The organism is Bacillus rhizoplanae (assembly GCF_917563915.1).
Classification (GTDB): Bacteria; Bacillota; Bacilli; order Bacillales; family Bacillaceae_G; genus Bacillus_A; species Bacillus_A rhizoplanae.
In genome coordinates, this window is sequence record NZ_CAKJTI010000025.1 from 29,561 (window position 1) to 51,613 (window position 22,053).

Annotated in this window: 23 protein-coding genes and 1 pseudogene; 12 read left to right on the forward strand and 12 right to left on the reverse strand. The window is 34.6% G+C overall.

Going from position 1 to position 22,053, the window contains the following annotated elements; translation table 11 throughout:
• Positions 1 to 387: 387 nt before the first annotated feature.
• The 4 genes from LRP84_RS17690 (at position 388) to LRP84_RS17705 (ending at position 5,046) form a co-directional block, all read left to right on the forward strand.
• Positions 388 to 1,839 carry an RNA-guided endonuclease InsQ/TnpB family protein gene (locus tag LRP84_RS17690; protein WP_230576275.1) on the forward strand — a complete coding sequence of 484 codons (1,452 nt, stop codon included), beginning with the start codon at positions 388 to 390 and terminating at the stop codon, positions 1,837 to 1,839.
• 513 nt (positions 1,840 to 2,352) lie between these two features.
• A complete protein-coding gene (locus LRP84_RS17695; protein WP_230576276.1) occupies positions 2,353 to 2,769 on the forward strand; it encodes a DUF1259 domain-containing protein in 417 nt (138 codons plus the stop codon).
• Between the two features lie 267 nt (positions 2,770 to 3,036).
• A complete protein-coding gene (locus tag LRP84_RS17700; protein ID WP_230576277.1) occupies positions 3,037 to 4,038 on the forward strand; it encodes an LLM class flavin-dependent oxidoreductase in 1,002 nt (333 codons plus the stop codon).
• 384 nt (positions 4,039 to 4,422) lie between these two features.
• Positions 4,423 to 5,046, forward strand: coding sequence for a LysE family translocator (locus tag LRP84_RS17705; RefSeq protein WP_230576278.1), 624 nt, complete (start codon positions 4,423 to 4,425; stop codon positions 5,044 to 5,046).
• Positions 5,047 to 5,096: 50 nt separating this feature from the next.
• On the opposite strand, the gene LRP84_RS17710 is transcribed toward LRP84_RS17705, so the two are convergent.
• Positions 5,097 to 6,362 carry an MDR family MFS transporter gene (locus LRP84_RS17710; RefSeq protein WP_230576279.1) on the reverse strand — a complete coding sequence of 422 codons (1,266 nt, stop codon included), beginning with the start codon at positions 6,360 to 6,362 and terminating at the stop codon, positions 5,097 to 5,099.
• Between the two features lie 74 nt (positions 6,363 to 6,436).
• Positions 6,437 to 6,895 carry a DUF3939 domain-containing protein gene (locus LRP84_RS17715; protein ID WP_230576280.1) on the reverse strand — a complete coding sequence of 153 codons (459 nt, stop codon included), beginning with the start codon at positions 6,893 to 6,895 and terminating at the stop codon, positions 6,437 to 6,439.
• Between the two features lie 354 nt (positions 6,896 to 7,249).
• On the opposite strand from LRP84_RS17715, the gene LRP84_RS17720 reads away from it, so the two are divergent.
• Complete coding sequence (locus LRP84_RS17720) at positions 7,250 to 8,290, forward strand: YkvI family membrane protein (protein ID WP_230576281.1); 1,041 nt, start codon at positions 7,250 to 7,252, stop codon at positions 8,288 to 8,290.
• A 27-nt stretch (positions 8,291 to 8,317) separates the two neighbouring features.
• Here LRP84_RS17720 and LRP84_RS17725 read toward each other — a convergent pair whose 3' ends face one another.
• From LRP84_RS17725 to rsgA, 3 genes are all read right to left on the reverse strand, one after another.
• Positions 8,318 to 8,686, reverse strand: coding sequence for a DUF3979 family protein (locus tag LRP84_RS17725; protein WP_230576282.1), 369 nt, complete (start codon positions 8,684 to 8,686; stop codon positions 8,318 to 8,320).
• 205 nt (positions 8,687 to 8,891) lie between these two features.
• The gene (locus tag LRP84_RS17730; RefSeq protein ID WP_230576283.1) at positions 8,892 to 9,044 is read right to left on the reverse strand and encodes a hypothetical protein; all 153 of its coding nucleotides are present in this window, start codon (positions 9,042 to 9,044) and stop codon (positions 8,892 to 8,894) included.
• 27 nt (positions 9,045 to 9,071) lie between these two features.
• On the reverse strand, positions 9,072 to 10,124 hold the full coding sequence (gene rsgA, locus LRP84_RS17735) for a ribosome small subunit-dependent GTPase A (RefSeq protein WP_230576284.1): 1,053 nt from the start codon (positions 10,122 to 10,124) through the stop codon (positions 9,072 to 9,074).
• Between the two features lie 311 nt (positions 10,125 to 10,435).
• Between rsgA and LRP84_RS17740 the strand changes: the two genes are divergently transcribed.
• The 3 genes and pseudogenes from LRP84_RS17740 to LRP84_RS17750 form a co-directional block, all read left to right on the forward strand.
• A complete protein-coding gene (locus LRP84_RS17740) occupies positions 10,436 to 10,783 on the forward strand; it encodes a DUF4257 domain-containing protein (RefSeq protein ID WP_230576285.1) in 348 nt (115 codons plus the stop codon).
• A gap of 84 nt (positions 10,784 to 10,867) precedes the next feature.
• Positions 10,868 to 11,092, forward strand: a complete 225-nt coding sequence (locus LRP84_RS17745) for a hypothetical protein (protein WP_230576286.1) — start codon at positions 10,868 to 10,870, stop codon at positions 11,090 to 11,092.
• Between the two features lie 156 nt (positions 11,093 to 11,248).
• A pseudogene (locus LRP84_RS17750) lies at positions 11,249 to 11,431 on the forward strand (ArsR/SmtB family transcription factor); the annotation flags it as partial.
• A 134-nt stretch (positions 11,432 to 11,565) separates the two neighbouring features.
• Here the strand turns inward: LRP84_RS17750 and LRP84_RS17755 are convergent.
• Together LRP84_RS17755 and LRP84_RS17760 are read right to left on the reverse strand one after the other, a co-directional pair.
• Positions 11,566 to 12,732: a transglutaminase domain-containing protein gene (locus tag LRP84_RS17755; protein WP_230576287.1), complete on the reverse strand. Its 1,167-nt coding sequence runs from the start codon at positions 12,730 to 12,732 to the stop codon at positions 11,566 to 11,568.
• A 257-nt stretch (positions 12,733 to 12,989) separates the two neighbouring features.
• Complete coding sequence (locus LRP84_RS17760) at positions 12,990 to 13,763, reverse strand: YwqG family protein (RefSeq protein WP_230576288.1); 774 nt, start codon at positions 13,761 to 13,763, stop codon at positions 12,990 to 12,992.
• A 248-nt stretch (positions 13,764 to 14,011) separates the two neighbouring features.
• On the opposite strand from LRP84_RS17760, the gene LRP84_RS17765 reads away from it, so the two are divergent.
• Positions 14,012 to 14,161, forward strand: coding sequence for a YjcZ family sporulation protein (locus tag LRP84_RS17765; protein ID WP_230576289.1), 150 nt, complete (start codon positions 14,012 to 14,014; stop codon positions 14,159 to 14,161).
• 252 nt (positions 14,162 to 14,413) lie between these two features.
• Entirely contained in the window at positions 14,414 to 15,382 is a 969-nt protein-coding gene (locus tag LRP84_RS17770) for a patatin-like phospholipase family protein (RefSeq protein WP_230576290.1), read from the forward strand.
• Here LRP84_RS17770 and LRP84_RS17775 read toward each other — a convergent pair.
• From LRP84_RS17775 to LRP84_RS17785, 3 genes are all read right to left on the reverse strand, one after another.
• Positions 15,363 to 15,554 carry a hypothetical protein gene (locus LRP84_RS17775; RefSeq protein ID WP_230576291.1) on the reverse strand — a complete coding sequence of 64 codons (192 nt, stop codon included), beginning with the start codon at positions 15,552 to 15,554 and terminating at the stop codon, positions 15,363 to 15,365. The genes LRP84_RS17770 and LRP84_RS17775 overlap by 20 nt on opposite strands.
• Positions 15,555 to 15,824: 270 nt before the next feature.
• The gene (locus LRP84_RS17780) at positions 15,825 to 15,992 is read right to left on the reverse strand and encodes a DUF3933 family protein (protein WP_230576292.1); all 168 of its coding nucleotides are present in this window, start codon (positions 15,990 to 15,992) and stop codon (positions 15,825 to 15,827) included.
• Positions 15,993 to 16,024: 32 nt separating this feature from the next.
• Positions 16,025 to 17,476, reverse strand: a complete 1,452-nt coding sequence (locus LRP84_RS17785) for an aminotransferase-like domain-containing protein (protein WP_230576293.1) — start codon at positions 17,474 to 17,476, stop codon at positions 16,025 to 16,027.
• Positions 17,477 to 17,736: 260 nt separating this feature from the next.
• Here LRP84_RS17785 and LRP84_RS17790 point away from each other — a divergent pair, with 260 nt between their 5' ends.
• The gene (locus LRP84_RS17790; RefSeq protein WP_230576294.1) at positions 17,737 to 18,351 is read left to right on the forward strand and encodes a LysE/ArgO family amino acid transporter; all 615 of its coding nucleotides are present in this window, start codon (positions 17,737 to 17,739) and stop codon (positions 18,349 to 18,351) included.
• A 131-nt stretch (positions 18,352 to 18,482) separates the two neighbouring features.
• Positions 18,483 to 19,451: a DMT family transporter gene (locus LRP84_RS17795; RefSeq protein WP_230576295.1), complete on the forward strand. Its 969-nt coding sequence runs from the start codon at positions 18,483 to 18,485 to the stop codon at positions 19,449 to 19,451.
• 94 nt (positions 19,452 to 19,545) lie between these two features.
• Here LRP84_RS17795 and LRP84_RS17800 read toward each other — a convergent pair whose 3' ends face one another.
• Positions 19,546 to 20,223 (reverse strand): MgtC/SapB family protein, encoded by a 678-nt coding sequence (locus LRP84_RS17800; protein ID WP_230576296.1) that lies wholly within the window; start codon positions 20,221 to 20,223, stop codon positions 19,546 to 19,548.
• Positions 20,224 to 20,660: 437 nt separating this feature from the next.
• Positions 20,661 to 21,665 carry an LCP family protein gene (locus LRP84_RS17805; protein WP_230576297.1) on the reverse strand — a complete coding sequence of 335 codons (1,005 nt, stop codon included), beginning with the start codon at positions 21,663 to 21,665 and terminating at the stop codon, positions 20,661 to 20,663.
• Between the last annotated feature and the right edge of the window lie 388 nt (positions 21,666 to 22,053).

Consider the following 22,053-nt stretch of genomic DNA (forward strand, 5'->3'; position numbering starts at 1 on the left):
ACATACATTTTTGATATGTTACAGTTCTTTCATTCCTATACTTACTATGAATTAGAGTGAATTAAGTTATTACAAATAAAACTGGTTTATTTCATCGATGCAAGAATGAATTAATATTTCATAGAAAAGCTTGTTTTTAAAATAAAAATGGTTACAAAAACGGATACATCATGGATATAATTATTATCTCTGCTCCGTCCTGCTCTATACTTTTTATCGGAAAATTGGAACGAAAACCCCATCTTCAAAACTCGCGGGGCATAGTCCAGTTTAAGATGGGGATGAATTGCCGTTGCATTCGTAAAAAATTTTTGCCATCAATACGAATATATGTTCTTTTTCCATTTTGTAGTATCATGAAGGTAAGAAGAGAAGGGGGTGAAAATCATGCCGCAAGAAAAAGAATATGCAACCTATCAAATTTGGATTAAGGAAGGTCACAAATTGCACGCCTATTTCATGGAAATGTGTCAAAATGCAAAAAATCTCTACAATACAACAAACTTCTATATTCGCCAAGTGTATACGGCCTTACGTACGGATCAACCATTACAGCCACTTCAACAAGAAGTTCTTCATACATTACAAGCACATATTGAAATCATGAATGAAAATCAACTTCGTGCGTATCAAAAACGTGTGCAAAAACAAAAAGAAAAACCTGTGAAAGAACAGAAGGACATAAAATGTAACTTGTTTACATTACCGACAAAAGAGAAATCGTTTCTATCCTATAATTTTCTAGATTGTTTGTTTAAAACAATGAAACAACAAGATTATGTGGACTTGCCAGCACAAATAAATCAAGCAGTTATGAAGAAGCTATATCAAAACTGGAAATCATTCTTTGCATCCATCAATGCATACAAGAAACATCCTTCCACTTTTACGGGCAGACCTCGCATTCCCAAATATATCAAATCATCTATGACAGAAATTGTATTTACGAATCAAGTATGTAAACTTCAAAATAAGTACATTCGTTTTCCAAAAACAAGTATAAAATTAAATATTGGTAAATTGTTTGGGCATATCGAAAATCTCAAAGAGGTACGTGTTTCTCCTGCTTATGGGAAATTCAAGGTGGAAATTGTAACAGAACAATCCGAACCATCACCTGAGTATGTAAACAATCATCGCTATATAAGTATTGATTTAGGGATCAATAATATTGCAACTATCACAACGAATACAGGGGCTACTCCTGTGTTAGTAAAGGGCAATGTGATCAAAAGCATTAACCAATACTATAACAAGCAAAAGGCTTATTTACTAGGTATTCTTCGTCATGGAAAAGAACCAAAAGAAGGACCACACACATCCAAGCGTTTTGAGAGGCTTCATGAAAAACGGTTTCTCAAAATAAAAGACCTCTTCCATAAAATGAGTTACCACATTGTTCAGCTGGCGATTCAACAGGAGATTTCTATGATTACGATTGGGAAAAATACATCATGGAAACAAAACAGTGAGATGGGGAAACAACAGAATCAATCATTCTGCCATATCCCACATAATCTACTCATTGAAATGATCAAATACAAGACGAATCGACAGGGCATTATGGTACAAGTAGTGGAAGAATCGTATACAAGTAAAGCATCCTTTCTAGACAATGATGCAATCCCCACTTACGGTGAGGAAGACACTCCTGTATTCAGTGGAAAACGAATCACACGTGGATTGTATCGGACGAAAGAAAATCTTCTACTAAACGCAGATGTGAATGGTTCCTATAACATCTTAAAAAAAGCAGTTCCAAAGGCATTTGCCGATGGAATAGAGGGGTTGTGCCATCAGGCAGCTGTGTCAACTCCACTCGTGTTAAGCATCTCTTGAAGATGATACACGAGAAACCCCCACTTCAAGATCCGAAGGAGAGAAGTGGCGGGAGTTTTCATACCCTCATTATCCATATAGCTATATCTTTTCCAACAGTCAATAGTCAAAATTCCAATAACACTAATTATATAAAATTGAACCTCCCTTCAATTTTTTTCTAAGGGGATCTACATTGTTAAATGAACTATAAATGTACCAAATACATTACCTTTTTCTTCTTTATTAATTCCAATGGATTTAAAATTCTTATTTTCCATTCTAAAATGAACAATTTATCCATATAGTTATATAAATATTATCTTTTTGGAATCTTGGTTAGGAGAGAAAGTGAAGGGGTGAAACAGTAGCTGCTGTCTATAAAAACATCTGTATTTTTATGGAAGCCTTTAGGTTATTTTCAAGTTACCTAAAGATTCTCGCAGCTCTATTTATAAATAGAATGTGGGATAAATCCTTTTTATATTAAATCTCTAAATGCATCATTTTGTCTAATAGAGGAGGGTTAAGTTTATGAACAATTTTAATTTTCTTTGTGAACAATTTGCTGCGATCCTCAAAGGGAAAAGTAAAATAGATCAAGGTGCTTGTTCAGTATCTTTCCATCGAAATTTTAAGGTACTTGTTCAAGGAAAACCAAGTATGTCTGTAATACCTGCTGGAGTAGGCTTTGAATCTTTGGATCAAAATGGTAATGCGTTGAATTTAGGGGAAATTGCTGTTTTGCAAGAAGAAATTCCTTCATTTATGCAATCCATTGTACAACAGGGAATTATTGTTAGTGCTCTACATAATCATTGGTTATATACGAATCCATTAATCATGTATGTTCATGTACAATCGGTAGAGCCACCATTAAATTTTGCAAAAAAAATGGCAAATTCTTTTTCGGTCTTAAGTAGCTATCCCGTTGCTGATAACATGGGTTAATGATAAGTGTATTGTATGTATTTTTTATATGAAGTTTAACCGATAGCTCCCCCCTACTCAGGCGAGGAACCTCTAGATGGAAAACTCATAAATCTATTGCTCTATCAATACAAAATATTGTTCTTGAAAAAAATCATCCCAATTACATTCATAAAACGATTCTTCAATAAGAATTTGGTATCCAAATGGTGAAGTAAGCATTTTATTATACATTTTTAGTAAGCGGATATATAATACTTCGTAGATAACAAAAGAGAGGTATTATATATGATAAAATTAAGCGTTCTAGACCAATCTCCTATCGCAGAAGGAAGTACAGCAATAGAAGCGTTCTCAAATACAGTTCGACTTGCGCAAGAAGTTGAACAACTTGGCTATACTCGTTTTTGGGTATCAGAACATCATGACTCTACTAGCTTAGCAGGTTCAAGTCCAGAAATCTTAATTTCTCACATAGCTGCTAAAACAAATCGTATTCGAGTAGGTTCTGGCGGTGTTATGCTCCCTCACTATAGCCCTTATAAAGTAGCCGAAAATTTTCGCGTGTTAGAGGCACTATATCCAAACCGTATTGACCTTGGAGTTGGACGAGCTCCAGGCGGAATGCCTATTGCAACACGGGCACTCCAAGAAGGGAAAATGATTTCAATCGATCAATACCCTGAGCAAATTCAAGACTTATCCCTGTATTTACACGACCGCTTACCAGATAATCATCGCTTTGCACATTTACATGCTGCTCCAACTATTCCAACTGCACCAAGGCTTTGGTTACTCGGTTCTAGTGAAGAAAGTGCGACGATTGCCGCTAAACAAGGTACAGCTTTCACATTTGCACAATTTATTAACGATTACGGTGGTCCAACAATTGTAAAAAATTATCAAACTCAGTTTCAACCTTCTTTCTTAGGAGAAAAACCACAATCTATCGTAGCTATTTTTGTCATTTGTGCAGAAACAGAAGAAAAAGCACAAAAAATTGTATCTAGCTTAGATCTAGCCATTTTATTAATTGAACAAGGCGTACGTTCAACCGGCACGCCATCTATCGAAAGAGCTCTGAATTATTCATATAGCGCATTTGATTTTTTACGTATAAAAGAAAATCGAAAACGAATGATTGTCGGTAATCCACATCAAGTAAAAGAACAAATCTCCGCTTTAAGCAAAGTTTATAACACAGAAGAATTTATGATCGTAACAATTACACATGATTTTGAAGATAAATTAAACTCCTACCGCTTACTAGCAGAAGCATTTCAATTGTGAAAAATACCCTTAAATTAAGGCCATGTGCAAACTAAATTTGCATATGGCTTTTCTATATATACATTCACATGATATTTCTTATTCCAACTCAGTTTTCACTATATGACACTTTGTAAGTAGGCATAAATTTTTTTATTATGGACTTCACCACTTCTATGAATATATTATAGAAATACATACTGAACAGCGCGAAATCTTATAAGAAAAAATGAACAACTCATTATCATATAAAGTGAAACTTACATCAGTGGGGGGTTTTCTTCATCCCCACCTATCTTCTTTGCTTCTCTCTAAATCTTGATATGGGGTCTTACTGCACGCTAATAGCAGGATAAAATACCACCCTCTTCTGTTTATACTATTTTTAGAAAGGCAGGACACAAAATGGAACACTATTATCTTTTCGTTATGATGTCTATTTTCCTTATTCTTTTACCTGGCCCAGATACTGCCATAGCTACTCAAAATACCCTTACCCTCGGAAGGTCCGGCGGCCTTAAAACGATGTTTGGAACTTGTTGTGCCCTTTCCATTCATACCGCAGCAGCAATATTAGGTCTTTCAACAATTATTGTCCAATCTGCATTTTTATTTTCTATAATTAAATATGTTGGTGCTATTTATTTAGTATATTTAGGGATTAGAGCGCTATGGCCTCTAAAGACAAATAAAGCAACTGTAGAAAGTAATATAAACACAACATATAAAACAACATCTTGTTTCTTTCAAGGCTTCCTTACAAACCTTCTAAACCCTAAAGTTGCTATTTTCTTTTTAACATTTTTGCCACAATTCATAGATGCTAAGAGTAATACATTTATACAATTTCTTACAATGGGAATGACTTATACTGTACTAACTGCTATATGGTTTTTATTGTACATTTATTTCATTCATCGTGTTCGTACATTTATGAAAAAACCTGTCACACAGCGTATTATGCAAAGTATCACAGGCACCGCTCTTATAGGATTCGGCATTAAACTAGCGCTAGAACGAAAAATATAATCTATATATAAAATAAAACGCTCTTACAAAAAGAGAGCGTTTTATTTTACTTATTCATTCATCGCCTTTTTCACCTGAATTTTTCGTCCTTGTAAAAACTGGAACATCACGGAATATAAAAATGCACTCAAAAACGCAAGTACTGCAATGATGTAAAATGTGTATTGATAACCTATCCATGCTGTTAAGGGAATCGCAATCGGTGCAATTGTTCGGCCGATAGACCACCGAAGTGTTGCTGCCGCAAAATATTGTCCTCGCATATGTTCAGGCGCCAATTTAGAAACGAAACTATTTTGAATTCCAACAACTAATAGCTCTCCGAACGTGAAAATGAGCATTGCAATAATGAGGCCCCAAACTGAGATAGTATGAGGAAAAATAACCATTGCTATCCCATACGCAAAAGAAGATAAAAGAAAAATAGTCCGCTCAGAAAAGTAATTCGCTAGCCTTGTTACATATACAGTAAATAGAGCAACCAGAAATCCATTTTCTGCAATAATCCAACTAAACAATTTTTCTCCATTTAAAGTCAATTGAAAAAACTCTTGCGTAGGAACATTTTCTTTTATGTATACGGCTAACAATAGATCAAGTTGAGTGAAAGTTTGAGCAACGAGAATACCTGCAATAATGAATAATAGAAAGACACGATCTTGAAAAATAATTCGATAATTCTTTATCTGCTCATTCACAACAGTAAGCCATCCTGTTTGCTTTTCTACTTCTTTCCTCTTCTCTGGTAACGTCTCTTTTATAAACTTAAGTAATACAAATGCTACTATAAAATTAATTACAACACTTGCTATTAACAATTCAAAGCGATGAGAGAAAAAGAAATACGCTCCTAAAATCGGTCCCAGTACAACATTAATATTAATCATTGTATAAAAAACCGCAAATACTTTACTTTGTTGTTCTTCAGATACTAAATCAGCAACCATTGCTGCACTTGCTGGATAATATAAAGAACCCATAATACCAATTATAGAAAAAGCTACAAATGTTAAGATAGGAGATTGCAACCACGGTGAATTTGCAAAAGCAAATAGTACAAATGCAGCGCTTTGTGCAAATGCAGCAATCACCATCATACGCTTACGACCATATGTATCTGCTAAATAGCCACCGACTAAATTGGCAAAAACAGATAAGACTTGCGACAATACAAGTAATATTCCAGCCATCGTTTTTCCTAGTTCTTCCGCAAAATATATCGCCATAAACGGAAGAAGCATCCAAAAGAAAAGCCCAAAGAGCCATTCTCCTACTAGGCGAATCCTTAAATTTGAATCCCATTCCCTCAAAATCATGGTGTTCCCTCTTCTCTATGTCTTTCCGCACAATATTTACAATAAAGAAACAACAATTCTCCATTGTTGTTTCTTTATTGTACAATACTCTCATTCATTTTATCAGGCTTGCTTGTCACTAAATAATGTTTCTCTGATACATATAAATCACTTTCTAGCGTCCTTTTTAAGTATGGCCCTAACTTTATCGAACATATAAGCCGATTCTCATTTCCTTCGACGATTGGAAAGGATTCTTTCTCTGTCACATATTGATCAACTGCACGCTGTACATCATCAATTTCTTTGACAAGAGCAAGATTTTCTTGTGTATTCTCAAATACTTCAAGGGTTTCCTTCGTAATAATGAACACATTTGTAGGAAAAGCCGGTAAATATGGTTTTAATAAATCATAATTAACCGTGTAATCATCATTTACTAATACCGTATATACCACATTCGCATTCGTTTCAAGAAATTTTGCCATAGCCAGTTCTAGCTCATCTTGCGTAATTTCTCTTTCTTCCTTTCCTTTTTTAAAAAAGCGAAACATCTTCTCTGCCCCCTTTTTTGCTTCATTATACCACAAACTGTAAGACAAATATGAATAATACAAAAAATCTAACTTCATCGTATGTTTGTCCAAACTCATTCATATGTATGTAGTAAAGTGAAAGTTTCAGCGGTAAATAAGGGCTTTATCTCTCATTGCTCGTTAGTTGAACCAATTCTTGTAGACGGTAGTAAGACCCTCACCTCAAAATTCAGAAAAAAACAAAGAAGACGGGTAGAGAATAACTGCCCTAAAGAACCTAATTAGTCGAGTTTTCCATCAGTGGAGATATAGCAAAAGTTAGGGTGAGGCTGCAAAATAAATGAAGCTCATCATACAAGAAAGAGGGATTAAATGAATAATCAACAATGGAAAGTAGCAAAGAAAATTGCTGCTACTTATATAGGCACTGTTGTTGGAGCTGGATTTGCAACAGGAAGAGAAATCGTTGAATTCTTTACAATTCATGGTACATACGGAACAATTGGTATTTTAGTAAGCGGTATTTTCTTTATTTGGTTAGGTACAAAAATGATGCTTCTTTCTTCACAAATTGGAGCATTTTCTGCTCAAGAATTTAACAAATATTTATTTGGAGATATCTTTGGTAACGTTGTAAATATTTTATTACTTCTCGTATTATTTGGTGTAACAAGCGTCATGCTTTCCGGAGCTGGAGCAGTATTTGAAGAACAACTTCGCCTACCAAGACAGCTTGGTATCTTTATAACGATACTTGCTTGTATTGTAATTGGTAGCAGAGGATTACAAGGAGTCTTTGAAGTCAATTCGCTCGTCGTACCAATTATGATGATTTTTATTGTAGGGCTATCTATTACAACATTCTTTCATGATGCAACTTCTCTTTTCAACATAACACCTTCTGAAAATTGGAATGTCAAATGGATTACAAGTCCAGTCACATATGTTGCACTCAACCTCTCTCTCGCCCAAAGTGTACTTGTGCCATTAGCAAGTGAAGTAAAAGATCAAAAAGCCATTAAATGGGGAGGGATATTGGGGGGAGCAGGTCTTTGTTTAATTTTGTTATGTAGTCACCTCGCTATTTTATCTGTTGAACAATTTTATCAATACAATATTCCAATGGCAGAAGTTGTACGCCGCTTCAATGCTACTTTTCATTTCTTTTTTGTGTTAATTATTTTTGGGGAAGTATTTACAACACTCGTTGGTAATGTATTTGGTATGACAAAACAAATGCAATCTATCACTGGGTGGAAGAGTAACATCATTATTTATTTTATCTTACTCATTAGTTATTGCTTTAGTTATATCGGTTATAGTGAATTACTTCATATGCTATATCCTGTAATCGGATGGATTAGTTTAATTCTGCTTCCAATTATTGCTTTCAAACAACAGCAAAAAACATAAAAAACATCCGTTAGTAACGGATGTTTTTTACTCACAATCTTCACATACTTCCCAGTACAATCCCATTTCAACTGCAAGAAATGGTTTTAACTGTAATCGAATCATACGGCTTGGCATACGATCTAATACAAATTGAAAGCTTTCCTCATCTTTAATAATATCCATCTTTTGGACAGCAATACGTTGAATCGTTGTAATCGGCTGACCATCTTTATATAAAACGAGACGAATCTCATCGTCTTCATTAAAAAATAGTTCTATACTTGTACCTGTTGATAATATTGTTTCTGTTATAGAATACGCGCCGTTTTCCTCTTGAATGTAATATTTCCATCCTTGATTTCCAACTTCTTGCGGAGGAACTTGAAAAAATGATGTAATCTCCTCATGTAGCATAAAATAACCCCTCTCTTACCTCTTGCTCATTATACCCTTTCTATATAGTAACATTTATTGTACCACAAATGACTATAACAGCTGTATTTTCCCGTCCGAAACTCTATAGCATCAATTTAAAAACCAAATTTCATCGTAACTAAAACGAAAAGTGCGTGGATTAATTTTTCCACGCACTTTTTCATTACACTTTAAATCGGCTCAATTAACACTTGTAATCTTCAGCCATTTGTGATGGTATTCCAGCTGCTGAACCAAATTCCTCCATAGGGGCTAATTGTTCTTCAACCGATGCAGCTACACCTTGTGTACTAGATACATTATTGTACGCTGTTACTGCAATTTCACCGACTAACACTTCATCTACGCCTTTTGAGTTTTCTTTTTATTTTTTCTGCCTCATTTGCTTCGTGATCTTTTTCCATTTTTCGCGCTCTGTACGAGCCAAAAGAGCATCTTGTTTTCTCATCGCATAAGCAATTTCTTTTTGCAACTTTTTATAATTGAAAAGTCGCGCTTCTTCTAATGTTCCCTCATTAATAGCAATGCGAATTGCACAACCTGGTTCATTCTCATGTTGGCAATCACGAAAACGACATTTTTTCGCAGCTTCTTCAATGTCAGAAAAGGTTGCGTGCATCGCCCCGCTTCCTTCCCAAAGCTGCAGTTCCCTCATTCCTGGTGTATCAATAACAAGTGCACCAGTTGGTAATTGGAACAATTCTCGGTGCGTTGTCGTATGTTTTCCTTTACTATCGCTCTCACGAATTCCACCTGTTTTCGCCACTTCATTTCCCATTAAAGCATTCAATAACGTGGACTTTCCTGCTCCAGAAGAACCAACAAGCGCAATTGTTCTTCCTGGTTGTAAAAACTGTTGTAACGTCTCTATTCCGGTTTGCTGCAGACTATCAACTGCAAAAATAGGTGCACCAATTGCAACGGCCTCTGTTTCCATCACCTTTTGCTCTACATCTGTACATAAATCACTCTTTGTCAAAATAACAACAGGTGTTGCTCCGCTCTCATATGCTAACAATAAATACCGTTCAATTCGTCTCACATTAAAATCATCATTTAAAGCATTAACTAAAAACAGATAATCCACATTTGCTGCTACAATTTGTTCTTCCGTTTTCTCTCCAGCTACCTTTCTAGAAAAAGAACTTTTTCTAGAAAGCACAGTATGAATAATCGCTTTCTTTTCTTCTGGCAGTTTTGTTACACTTACCCAATCACCAACTGCAGGATAATCACCTTTCTCACTTGCTTCATAGCGAAATTTCCCTGCTAACTCAGCTACGTATTCACCATCTTCACATATAATCCGATACATATGTTTATGCTCTAACAAAACACGTCCTACTTCACATTCTTCTAATAATTGACCTTCAAAATATAAGTTCCATCCAAATGCTACTAAATGATTACGATTCAAATTCGTATCCTCCCTAAAATGTATAATGCGGAAGGATATAGCGATTCTTTACAAAGCGCCGCCCATTCCTTCCTTATTTCCATTAACTGTATGAATCTTATAAACAATCGCCATAATACATCACTCCGTTCTCATTAGATTTGATTTTATTATATGAAATTTCAAATTAAATATCTACCACTTATGACAGAATTTTCGGTATAATAAAAATATCCACCTTAAACCAATTTTCTCAATATATGTATACAAATTCCTAAAAGGAGTATCTGTAATACAAACAGAATTGTATTTAACTAAAAGGAGTGGATCTGATGGATATGTATTCGTGGCTAACAGCTCTTCTCGTTGGTGGAATTACCGGTTTTGTTGCCCATCTTATCAATCATCAAGGCAAATTATTGCTTCCACGCCGATTAAAAACATTTTTCCATCTTGGTTTTTTTGCTGACATCATTACTGGTAGTCTCGCTGCACTATTGGGTCTTGTTTTATTTGATGCGACAACAACTAAAGAAATTGTTAAAGTTGCAATCGTTACTGCAATTTCTGGTCAAACATTTTTACTCCATCAAGCACTTGGAGGAGAACAGGCAAAGAATACGCAAATGAATAAAGCAAATGAAAAAATACAAGAAATTGACAAATTATTAAAACGTTAATATATACTATAACTAAGGAATTGTTGATATAATGAAAAATAAAATTCTGAATTGAAGCGTCTGTCAGAAGAGAGGGTGTTTCGTATGACAAACAAAAAAATAGAAGATTTCTTAACAGACTCTGAAAAAGAGGAGCTGATAGAAAACTACAAATGTTTACGAGAAGCCCGCACAAAACAAGAAGCAAACTATTTTGGTGAAGCAGTAAACAATTTGTTAGATAAAGCCAAACAACGCATTATTAAAGAAGCTGGTATTAAAGATGAAAATGCTGCAACGATTCAATCAAAGCGAAAAGCACTGTTTTAGTATATACATGAAAACAGTGCTTTAGTATTTCAGTTTACATAATATAATTATTTTTGTTATTTAAACTACGAAACTACTTTTTGCTTCGTTTCAGATTCTATATTTCTTATAATGCCACTTCGTTTAAATGCAAATAGAGAAAAAAAATACAAGCTGGCTGTAAAAATTCCGACTGCAAAATCCACACTATCGCATCACTTTAAAGTATTACTAGAGTCTGGTGTTATGTATACAAGAATTGAAGGGACACAACGTTTTATCTCTATTAGGACTGAATACTTAAACAAAAGATTTCCAGGGTTATTAGACACTATTTTACAAGCAACAGAACCTTATTAATAACACCGTTGTCCCAGTTCTAACAGGCTCTCAATTCATATAATAATATAACTATAGTAGTCAATAACACTCACACATTCAAAATATATTTGCACAAAAAAGAGCATCTTCATTTAGATGCCCTTTCACACAATTTAATAAGCAAATGTAATTGTTAACAATGAGGATCCAGCTTGCGCTTGATAAGGAGCTACCTGATACGATACTTGCTTTGCTCCTTTTGGCCAAGAAATCTCATTCAATACCTTTTTAACATCTTGCATCGTTTTATCTACTGTTTGATGATAACAAAGTTCTATCTTTTCTTGTTTAGATGTGAATTTTTGCTGTAATTTTTGCTTTAACTGTTTGTAATCTTCAGCCCCAAATTCTGGTGCTAAATAAACAAGATTTGTATCTTTTAATATTTGTTGATAAATAGAGGATTTCTTATTGCCTGCTTTAATTTTAGTCGTTAACTCATTATAATAGTTTGTATTTGCAACTGGATATTTACTACGATCCCATTGATGATCTTTACTCATTTGCTCATCAGACATATTAAAATAAGAATACATAACACGTCCCTGTTTATCCGGAACTGGATCATCGAATGTCGTATCAAGGTGATACCATTTACCATCAATATTTACAAGATTCCATGCGTGAGACTGGCCATTTCCAGTTCCCGTTACAATGTGGGATTGAATTCCAGCCTCTTTTAATAGCTGATACGTTAATAGTGCATATCCTTGACAAACCGCCGTACGATTTGCTAGTGCGTCATATGCAGTATAAGACTGAAGCGATGTGTCATATGAAACATGTTTCACTACATAGTCATGAATGGCTTTTACTTTTTCATTCTCATCCATTCCAGCTGTAATTATTGAATTTACAATTGATTTCGCTTGTTTCATTACGTACTGTGATTGCTCTTTCGTTTCACGATATGAAATATTTAGTGTAAATGAGTAATTTCCTGGTACACCCCGAATCGAAAACTTTGTGCTGCTTACGTTATATTTTAAGTATTCATCTTTTTCTAACGTTTGATTATAAGCCTGCACCAATGTATCCAAAACTTCTTGTACATTAGCATGTTTCGTCTTATATTTAATTGTAATATTTGTTTCACGATTATTAAGATGTTGTTGTAATTCTTGCTGAAATTCTGTAATTAATTTTGCATCATTTACAGAATTAGCCGTATCTCCTACCTGTTTTGTAGCAGCGTATGAGACTGAAGGCATATGAAGCGCTCCGGTTATAATAGATGAGCAAAGTACCATAGTAGATACATATTTTATAGATTTCTTCATTTCATCACATCCTCGTAGCATAAGATAATCTTAAAATAGCTTTCTTCCATACATCAACTATATACGAATTTTCACAAAAAAGAAAATCCGATTTTTTACATTTATAAATTGCATTAAAGTTGAAAAAATGACTTACACATGACGTAATTCAAACGACGATGTACTACCTTCTTATACAAATGAATAATGCCCGAACAACTCGATCCAATTATAAAAGCAGCTTCCGTTATATACACATGAAACTGCCTTTTTTTACTTTATAAACTTTGCAAAATACAACAAGCTTTCTCAAAACGTCGCTGCTTTATATCTTCATTCGCAATACAGAAATATAACATTCCCATATCACCCCACATCATGTTCAAATGTTCCTCGTCAGAATCTACTTGAAATAATAATGTTATCTCGCTATGATGCAAACCTATATATTCCTGTGCTTCTTCCAACACTTCTGTTTGAACTGAAAACGGTGTACCGAAAACTTGATGATTGTCATAGCAATCAGGTATTAATTCCTCTAACAATTGTAAGAAACGATCTGAATCACCTTCGTCCTCAATAAACAAATCTGGAAGTTTTTTTGCTATTTCAAATGTAACCCTACATTGAGAATATTGCCCCTTCACTTGATTCGTTTTTTGTACATCATCTATTTCTCCTTCATAATATAAAACACGCCAGCCTTCTTTTACGTTTGAATTTCCATATACTTCGCAAAAGGCTTCCTGTTCATCATCAGCAAAATAGAAAAAATACAACATACCACTTTGAGGCAAATCATTCTTCATACCTACAGCTTGAAGTTCAGCTAAATTAAACTGTGCAACAAAATGAAGAGGATGCCCTTTATATGTAGGGTAGGCTAACGTTACTGGTAGATCAGGATATCCTCCCATTTTTGAACAACCTACTGGTAATACCGCTTCTTGTTTTGGCACTACTTTGATACATTCAAATGCTGTAGCCAACAACTCATCTTTTATATGAGTCAATTGATATTTTTCAATTAATTCTTCAATATGTTCCGTCATAAAAACTCCTTATTCAACATGATTTCCTACATCATATCACAAAATTTAATCGTGTTTCTTTCACATTTTTCTTTATTCATATCTATACCCATTATGAAAAAAGGCTTGTTCGTCATAATCGAAACGCTTCCCTCTTACATAATATACAGTGTTCCTACAAACATGCAATCTCATTATCTCTTGTAATACACCCTCATAAACTTCACTTTGTTCACCCCAAAATTTTTCATATTAAGGAGGAAATAAATATGGGTTACGGATATGGATATGGTCCCGGTTGCGGAGGATTCGGATACGGTGGCGGAGGATGCGGATTCGGCGGTTTTGCTTTATTAATCGTTTTATTTATCCTTCTTATCATCATTGGAGCTAGCTGCTGCAACGGCTTTATCTTCTAAGTAAACTTTAACAACTATTGTAAAAAAGCACGCACTTGCCGTGCTTTTTTGCTGTTTGTTTCATATAAAAAAATAAAGTGAAACTTCTATCAGTGGGGGTTTTCTTCCTCCCACTGATGGTTAGTTGAACCAATCGGGCTTTTACGGGCAGTTATCCCCCACCTATCTTCTTCGCTCTTCTCTAAATCTTAAGGTGGGGGTCTTACTGCCCGTTAATGCGGGATAAATAATGAATCGAAAGGAATTGTTTTCATGAAAATAGATGGTGTCTTTGAAGGAGGCGGAGTTCGAGGGATTGCACATGTCGGAGCAATCTGTGCGTTAGAAAAGCATAATTATGAATGGGAGCGAGTCGCTGGTACATCAGCAGGTGCTATTATCGCAGCGCTTCTTGCCTGTGGCTATACAGGAAAAGAATTAAAAACAATTATAAATCGTGCTGATTATACAAATTTCACCACAAAAACATGCATAGATAAAATCCCTCTTATCGGAAAAGGAATAAATGTATGGGTTAAAATGGGGATATATAAAAATGATTTTATAGAACAATGGTTAGAAGATTTATTATCTAAAAAAGGAGTGCATTGTTTTAGTGACTTACCTAACCCTGAAGGCTTAAAAATCATCGCTTCCGATATTAGTAATGGTAAAATGGTCGTTTTCCCTGATGACTTACTGCATTATGGATTCCCTAACAAAAAATTTTCTATTGCAAAAGCAGTGAGAATGAGTGCTACAATCCCTTTCTTTTTTCAGCCTGTTAAATGGAAAACTCCTAAATGGAAGCAGCCTTGCTATATAGTCGACGGAGGTATTCTCAGCAATTATCCGATATGGATTTTTGACTCACCAAACATTCCACGTTGGCCTACCTTTGGATTTCATTTTGTAAAAGACGAGATTCAAGCTGAACCTGTTCATTATGAAGAACCTATTTCGATGTTTAAAGGGCTATTTAAAACAATGATGCAAGCCCACGATTTACGCTATCTCAATACAGAAGCAAGAGCACGTACTATTAAAATCCCTACTGGAAATATCACTAGTACCAACTTCAATTTAAGTGATGAAGAGAAAGAATGGCTCTATCACTCTGGTTATCAAGCTGCTGAAAAATTTCTACACTCTTGGAACTTTACCCAATATATAAACCAATATCGAACTGGATCTCCATCTAGTACTACAAGTAGCCGAACCACTAATTTCGACAAACAATAAAGTGAAAATCCAACACAGCAACATATTGTTGTTCTTGAAACAAATTCATCATTTCAATAACACCCGAAACTGGCCTATGTAACCATGATCCCTCTTCAAATAACTTATGATTAGCATAAAAATGTTCATGATACTGTTTTTCTTTCTGTCTTATATATTGTATTCGATTCATTTCTCGTTTCATCTCCTCTACTATGCAATACACATATACATTCTCACATTGGTATATAATTCCCTCTCTAAATCAAAATTCACTACAAGAAAAGAAACACCTGTATCTCAAATGAATCTTTCATCAATGGGAATTTTACGAGCAGCTATTCTCCATCTATCTTCTTTATTTTCTCCAAATTTTGAAGTAGGGGTCTTACTGCCTGAGAAATAACTGAATAAGTCATTTCTCAAGTGTAAAAAGACGGTAGCCATTATGACTACCGTCTTTTTACGGATATTGTAATCCCTCTGCTTCTTCCTCTGTAATAACGATATAGCGTTCTCCAGTCCTTAATCCTAACAGTTCTGCTTTTTCAATTGCTTCTTTCTTTGTTTCTGCATAAGCAGCTAAATATTTTGTTTCATTTATAATTTGGCAAATTACATAGCGTTTCATTTTCATTCTCCTTCTATATTAATCTTTCATATTCATTGTTTTATTTCTTGTATAATTCGTGCAAGTTTCTCAATTCCTCTTTCAATATCGTATAATGATGCATATGAGTATGAAATTCGTAAATATTGATCAGAATTTCGATCATACAAATTCCCTGGATTGAGCAAAATTCCTGCTTTTAAAGCTTTATGAAACAACTCCTGCATAGAAAACGCGGGGATTATATGCAGCCATATGTAAAAACCACCTTTTGGTATATTCCACGTTGCAATATGTGCAAAATGCTTTTCCAACGCTTGTAACGCAACGTCTCTGCGTGTTTGCAACTCTTTTCGAATATAACCTAAATGTTCTTCATACAACCCACTTAAAAACCAATGAGCAGCAACTTGTTGTGACAAAGAACTAGATCCATAATCTGTCTGCATCTTTATATCTGCTAATCGTTCAATCACCGGCTCTGGGCCTACAATCCAGCCGATTCTTAGCCCAGGACTAATTGTCTTAGACATACTTCCTATATAAAGAACATTCCCATTTCGATCATATGCTTTCAGTGGTTTCGGAGGTGGAGAGTCAATCCACAAATCTTGATACACACCATCTTCTATTATAGGTAACCCAATCTCATTACAAGTTTCCATAAGAACTTGTCTTCGCACTTGATCCATTAAAATACCAGTTGGATTATGAAAAGAAGGAATCGTATAAAGAAGTGAGCCATGGAATTGTTTTTTATATTTTGAAACAAGCGTTGGTTGTACACCATTTTGATCCATCGAAATCCCAATTAGCCGCATTCCTGCAGACTGAAAGGTGTTAAGAGAAAATAAGTAGGAAGGCTTTTCTACTAGAATCGTTGCCCCTTTCTGTAATAGTCCCATAGAAATTAACTGCAAAGCCTGTATGCCACCTGATACAACTAAAATAGATGAAGAAGATGCCTGTATGCCTAACGTTTTTAAATACTTTGCTAGCTGTTCACGCAGTAAAATATCTCCTTTCGGTTCTTCATAACCTAAAGGGATGCTCTGTTGCGAAAGTATACTCATAATATGTTGCATCTTCTCTTGCGGCAAAAGTTCTGACGAAAGTTCACCTGTTCCTAATCGAATCATGTTAGAATCAAACTCAGCTCGGTTAATCTCTTGAATCGTTGGTAAATTAGGATAATGAAGCCCTGTCTCAACATACGAGTTCCAATCAGGTAGCGCTGAAGAAAATAGCAAGTCCCATGTATTGCTTATAACTCTTGTTCCTCGTCTCCCGTTTCCTTCGATTAACCCTTGAGCAACTAACTCATCCAATGCTGTTACAATTGTACTTCGATTCACTCTAAATGCATCGGCAAACGCTCGCTGAGACGGTAATTTTGTTCCTATTGTCCACTCCCCATTGACAATTTTCGTTTTTATATATTCTTCAATTTGTTTATATAAAGGAACAGGAGAAGATATATTTGGCTTCCATTCAAACCATTCCATTAAATCACTCCAACTAGCTTTTTATACTTGTAGTATATACTTTGGTTGGTTCATTATCCAACCATATGGATGGATACAATTGATATTTTCATTTATATAATAAAATAAAATTTCTATCAGTTAGAGATTTGTTCGCTCCCACCAATGAAAAGTTCTCACCAATCAAAATAATACGGGCAGTTTTTCCCGCTCCTGTTAAATCTTGATTTAGAAATAGGAATGCGGAATAAAATTATAATTCTACATAAGGAGGAGATAAAATGGGTGAAGCAATACTTCACGGAATTATTCTTGCATTTGGACTTATTATACCTTTAGGTGTACAAAATGTGTTTGTTTTTAATCAAGGAGCCAGTCAATCTACCATATTGAAAGCTGCACCAGTTGTTATAACGGCGGCAACTTGTGACACTATTTTAATCTTATTTGCTGTGCAAGGTGTATCTCTTATGCTATTAACATTTTCATGGTTAACAACTATACTCTATACTATAGGTTTTTTCTTTCTTCTTTACATGGGCTGGGCGATATGGAAAAGTGAACCTACTGTTTCCAAAAATGAAGTACAAACGATGACAATCAAAAAACAAATTATATTTGCAGCTTCTGTCTCTTTATTAAATCCACATGCTATTTTAGATACGATTGGAGTAATTGGAACAAATTCTATTCAATACATAGATGCTGAAAAATGGGCATTTACCTTAGCAACAATTTTTGTTTCTTGGATATGGTTTATAGGATTGGCCATCGCTGGACGAATGCTAGGAAAAGTTGATTCATCTGGAACAAAAATCAAGCTATTAAATAAAATTTCTGGTGTTATTATTTGGGGAGTTGCGTTTTATATGTTAGCAAAGCTCGTCATAAAGTGAAACTTCCACCAGTGGTGGGGGTCTTACTACCCGTTAATGCGGGATAAAGCGAAATAGCCGCTGGTATTGTTGGAAAAAATTAATTAATTCTAGAAGAGTTACTGAATCAACGATGAATTGAGGTGAACGGATTGCGTCCCATTTTTTTAGGTGTTTGTGCAGCATTCTTTTTTGCTTTTACATTTGTTCTGAACCGGGCTATGGAATTATCCGGTGGAAGTTGGATCTGGAGTGCGTCACTTCGATATTTCTTTATGGTTCCGCTGCTTTTGCTTATTGTTATAAGTAGAAAAAATTTACGCCCTCTTCTAAGCGTCATGAAAGAACAGCCAAAAACATGGATTTTATGGAGCTTTGTAGGATTTGGATTATTTTATGCTCCTCTTTGCTTTGCCGCAACATATGCACCAGGTTGGCTAACTGCTGGGACATGGCAAATTACGATTATTTCAGGTTCATTACTTGCACCATTATTTTCAGAAACGATTGAAACAGCAGATGGTCCAATAAAAGTCAGAGGTACCATACCATTTAAAGGCCTTGCGATGTCACTCATTATTCTTTTTGGTATCACTCTTATGCTCATAGAACAAGCAAATCACCTTTCTTTAAAAAATGTATTATTAGGTGTGCTCCCTGTAATCATAGCTTCATTTGCTTATCCACTTGGCAATCGTAAAATGATGGATGTATGTAGAGGGCGTTTAGATGCATATCAACGTGTATTAGGTATGACATTAGCTAGTTTACCATTTTGGATTTTGCTATCAATATATGGATTCATTACTGTTGGTATGCCCAGCAAAGAACAGACAATTCAATCTAGTTTAGTTGCCATTTGCTCTGGAGTAATCGCAACTGTACTCTTCTTCTACGCAACTGATATGGTAAGGGGCAATATGCAAAAATTAGCTGCTGTCGAAGCAACTCAGTCTATGGAGGTACTATTTACAGTAGCTGGAGAATTAGTTTTATTAGCATCTCCATTCCCTTCTGCTTTATCTTGGTGCAGCATGTTTCTTATCATGCTTGGTATGATTTTTCACAGCTATATTTCACAGAAAAGAAGAATTGTTCATAATCGAGAAATTAGCGCTTAAAATTTACAATCTCTATGTAAAAAGCCATAATAACATTACCTCATAGGATGTTGTCATGGCTTTATTTTTTCATTTAATAAATGTTACGAATTATTTACCTACTTTCGACTTCCACTGTAACGCTTTGTTTCATCTCTTTTAAAGAGTTATATAAATCAGTTGTATATAGCTTTTCAGGAGCTGATATCATCATTTCTAATTGTTGATAACCGTTATCTATATCTTTAATTTTCACACGTTTGACTTGCAAATTTAGATGCTTAATTTGTTTAAAAATTTGATTTAGCTCTTGATGTTTATTAACGACTATTTTTACTGATAAATCTCTTTGCCTTAAAGAGTAAGGTCCTGCTAATTTAATAAGATATGGAAATACATTAATTGCCAAAATAATTAAGACCATTGCCACAGCTGCTTCTGAATAAAAACCTGCGCCAATCGCAATTCCTAAGCCTGATGCCGCCCAAACCATAGAAGCAGTTGTTAATCCAGAAATCACATCATTATTTCTCCGTAAAATAACACCTGCACCGAGGAAACCAACTCCACTAACAATTTGTGCTGCAAGGCGCATAGGATCCATATTCGTATGCCCTGGTGATGAATATACATTTACTGATTCAATAGACACAATCGTAATTAAACAACTTGCTACTGAAATTACCATACTCGTTTTCACACCAAGCGGTTTATTCTTCAGCTGTCTATCAATTCCAATTAACAGTCCAAAAAAGAGTGCTAGACCTAGTTTGAGTAAAAATTCAAATGTCATGTTCATTTCTCCTTATTCATTTAGTATTAAACTTTACTGTTTTAAACTCTTTTTTATGGCGAAATAGTAACTATAACTGTTTTATACTTTCAATACTAGTCCTTGCTCTTCCTTTTTAAATTATTTTCTCAATTTTATTTGTAAACTTTGTTTCTTCTTACATTATTTAAAAATACCCTTTTATAGTTAACTAGAAAACAAACGTTTCATTAAAATATCCTTACCCATTTTTTCAAAAATGAATATATCGAACCTTTTTTACTGGTGGAGTTAAATAAAGTGAAACTTCCATCAGTGGGGGTTTTCTTCATCCTCCACCTAGCTTCTTCGCTTTCTCTGAATCTTGAGGTGGGGTCTTACTGCCCGTTAGTGCGGGATAACTTCCATTCAAAAATAGTGCATAGAAAAAGGTTGGCTTTTCGCCAACCTTTTTCTATTTATTTAGAAGCTGCTTTCTCCGTAACACCAAGATGATCATTCAATTGTTTTGATATTTCTGTTACATTCTGTTCATTTGGTTGGTAATAATAAATACCATTAATACGTTTGTCTGTACCCTGTACTTGCATTTTTTCAATGTTTAAGTCTGTCCCTGCCATATTTTTCGCAATCGCTAGCATGTCATCAAATGTTAAGTTTGTTTTTAAATTATTATCAACTGCATCTAATAATGAACTCAGCTTTGTGATCGATTTAACTGATAATGCTTTTTTTGCAATTGCTTCGATTACAAGTTGCTGTCTTTGGCCACGCATTGCATCGCTATCGATTTTACGTGTTCTCGCTAACGCAAGCGCTTGTTCTCCATTTAAATGTTGATAACCTTTTTCAAGGTGGATTGCACCAGCTTGGTCTTTGCTGTCTTGTTCTGTGAAGGTAACTGGCACATCAATATCAATACCGCCAAGTGAATCTACTATTTTAATAAAAGATTCAAAATTAAATTTCACATAATAATCAACAGGTACATTTAAAAAGCGTTCAACCGTATCACGGGTACTTTCCACTCCACCAAATACGTGCGCATGTGTAATTTTATCTAATTTTTTTCGTGATGGAATATATACACGCGAATCGCGCGGGATGCTTACTAACTTTACTGATTTATCATCCTTGTTAATCGTTGCCAATAACAAAGCATCAGTGCGAACAGCTTCACCGTATTGGCTTTTTCTTTGTTCGCTTTCATCTACTCCCATAATTAAAATAGAAATATTATCTTTTAAAGGTGCCACCTCTTTATCACGTTTACTAGACTTATTTATTTCTGCATAAGAATTACTTGCAACCGCTTTTGCTTTATTATATATAAATGAACTGTAACTTATCCCGCCAATAATAAGAAGTAAAAAGGGAATTGTCAGAAACCATAAAAAGCCTCTTTTTTTGGAGCGCATTTTTTTCTTTTCACTTCTACTCGTTGCTTCTATATCTTCTGTCATTTCGATTCTCCTCTCAAAACATTCCCTGTTACTAGTTTAATTGAAATGCAGCATTCTTTGTATCGAATTACATTTCATTCACCTTACATTTTTGTAAGGATTTTTAAGTACTAATAATAGCTCTTGACTACATAAAAAGTAACATCGATTTGTTACAACCCGATAAGAGCTTAATCTAAAAACGAATATTTTGGGGGATTTTTAAATAATTTTTTTCTTTGGCATTATTTCCAACAATCTTTATAGAATCATTTCAATCTTAGAACTACAGTTATTTCTTAATACGCAAACAGAAAAAACTGCACCCTTTACATAATTATAAACCTTCGAATTATCTCCATTTCCATATTATCAAATTCAAATAAAAATATCATTTAAATATTGAGAT

Bases quoted from the DNA above. Each gene is read 5' to 3' on its own strand.
- LRP84_RS17690 (WP_230576275.1), top strand. From the start codon at position 388: ATGCCGCAAGAAAAAGAATATGCAACCTATCAAATTTGGATTAAGGAA.
- LRP84_RS17695 (WP_230576276.1), top strand. From the start codon at position 2,353: ATGAACAATTTTAATTTTCTTTGTGAACAATTTGCTGCGATCCTCAAA.
- LRP84_RS17700 (WP_230576277.1), top strand. From the start codon at position 3,037: ATGATAAAATTAAGCGTTCTAGACCAATCTCCTATCGCAGAAGGAAGT.
- LRP84_RS17705 (WP_230576278.1), top strand. From the start codon at position 4,423: ATGGAACACTATTATCTTTTCGTTATGATGTCTATTTTCCTTATTCTT.
- LRP84_RS17710 (WP_230576279.1), bottom strand. From the start codon at position 6,362: ATGATTTTGAGGGAATGGGATTCAAATTTAAGGATTCGCCTAGTAGGA.
- LRP84_RS17715 (WP_230576280.1), bottom strand. From the start codon at position 6,895: ATGTTTCGCTTTTTTAAAAAAGGAAAGGAAGAAAGAGAAATTACGCAA.
- LRP84_RS17720 (WP_230576281.1), top strand. From the start codon at position 7,250: ATGAATAATCAACAATGGAAAGTAGCAAAGAAAATTGCTGCTACTTAT.
- LRP84_RS17725 (WP_230576282.1), bottom strand. From the start codon at position 8,686: ATGCTACATGAGGAGATTACATCATTTTTTCAAGTTCCTCCGCAAGAA.
- LRP84_RS17740 (WP_230576285.1), top strand. From the start codon at position 10,436: ATGGATATGTATTCGTGGCTAACAGCTCTTCTCGTTGGTGGAATTACC.
- LRP84_RS17745 (WP_230576286.1), top strand. From the start codon at position 10,868: ATGACAAACAAAAAAATAGAAGATTTCTTAACAGACTCTGAAAAAGAG.
- LRP84_RS17755 (WP_230576287.1), bottom strand. From the start codon at position 12,732: ATGAAGAAATCTATAAAATATGTATCTACTATGGTACTTTGCTCATCT.
- LRP84_RS17760 (WP_230576288.1), bottom strand. From the start codon at position 13,763: ATGACGGAACATATTGAAGAATTAATTGAAAAATATCAATTGACTCAT.
- LRP84_RS17765 (WP_230576289.1), top strand. From the start codon at position 14,012: ATGGGTTACGGATATGGATATGGTCCCGGTTGCGGAGGATTCGGATAC.
- LRP84_RS17770 (WP_230576290.1), top strand. From the start codon at position 14,414: ATGAAAATAGATGGTGTCTTTGAAGGAGGCGGAGTTCGAGGGATTGCA.
- LRP84_RS17775 (WP_230576291.1), bottom strand. From the start codon at position 15,554: ATGAATCGAATACAATATATAAGACAGAAAGAAAAACAGTATCATGAA.
- LRP84_RS17780 (WP_230576292.1), bottom strand. From the start codon at position 15,992: ATGAAACGCTATGTAATTTGCCAAATTATAAATGAAACAAAATATTTA.
- LRP84_RS17785 (WP_230576293.1), bottom strand. From the start codon at position 17,476: ATGGAATGGTTTGAATGGAAGCCAAATATATCTTCTCCTGTTCCTTTA.
- LRP84_RS17790 (WP_230576294.1), top strand. From the start codon at position 17,737: ATGGGTGAAGCAATACTTCACGGAATTATTCTTGCATTTGGACTTATT.
- LRP84_RS17800 (WP_230576296.1), bottom strand. From the start codon at position 20,223: ATGACATTTGAATTTTTACTCAAACTAGGTCTAGCACTCTTTTTTGGA.
- LRP84_RS17805 (WP_230576297.1), bottom strand. From the start codon at position 21,665: ATGACAGAAGATATAGAAGCAACGAGTAGAAGTGAAAAGAAAAAAATG.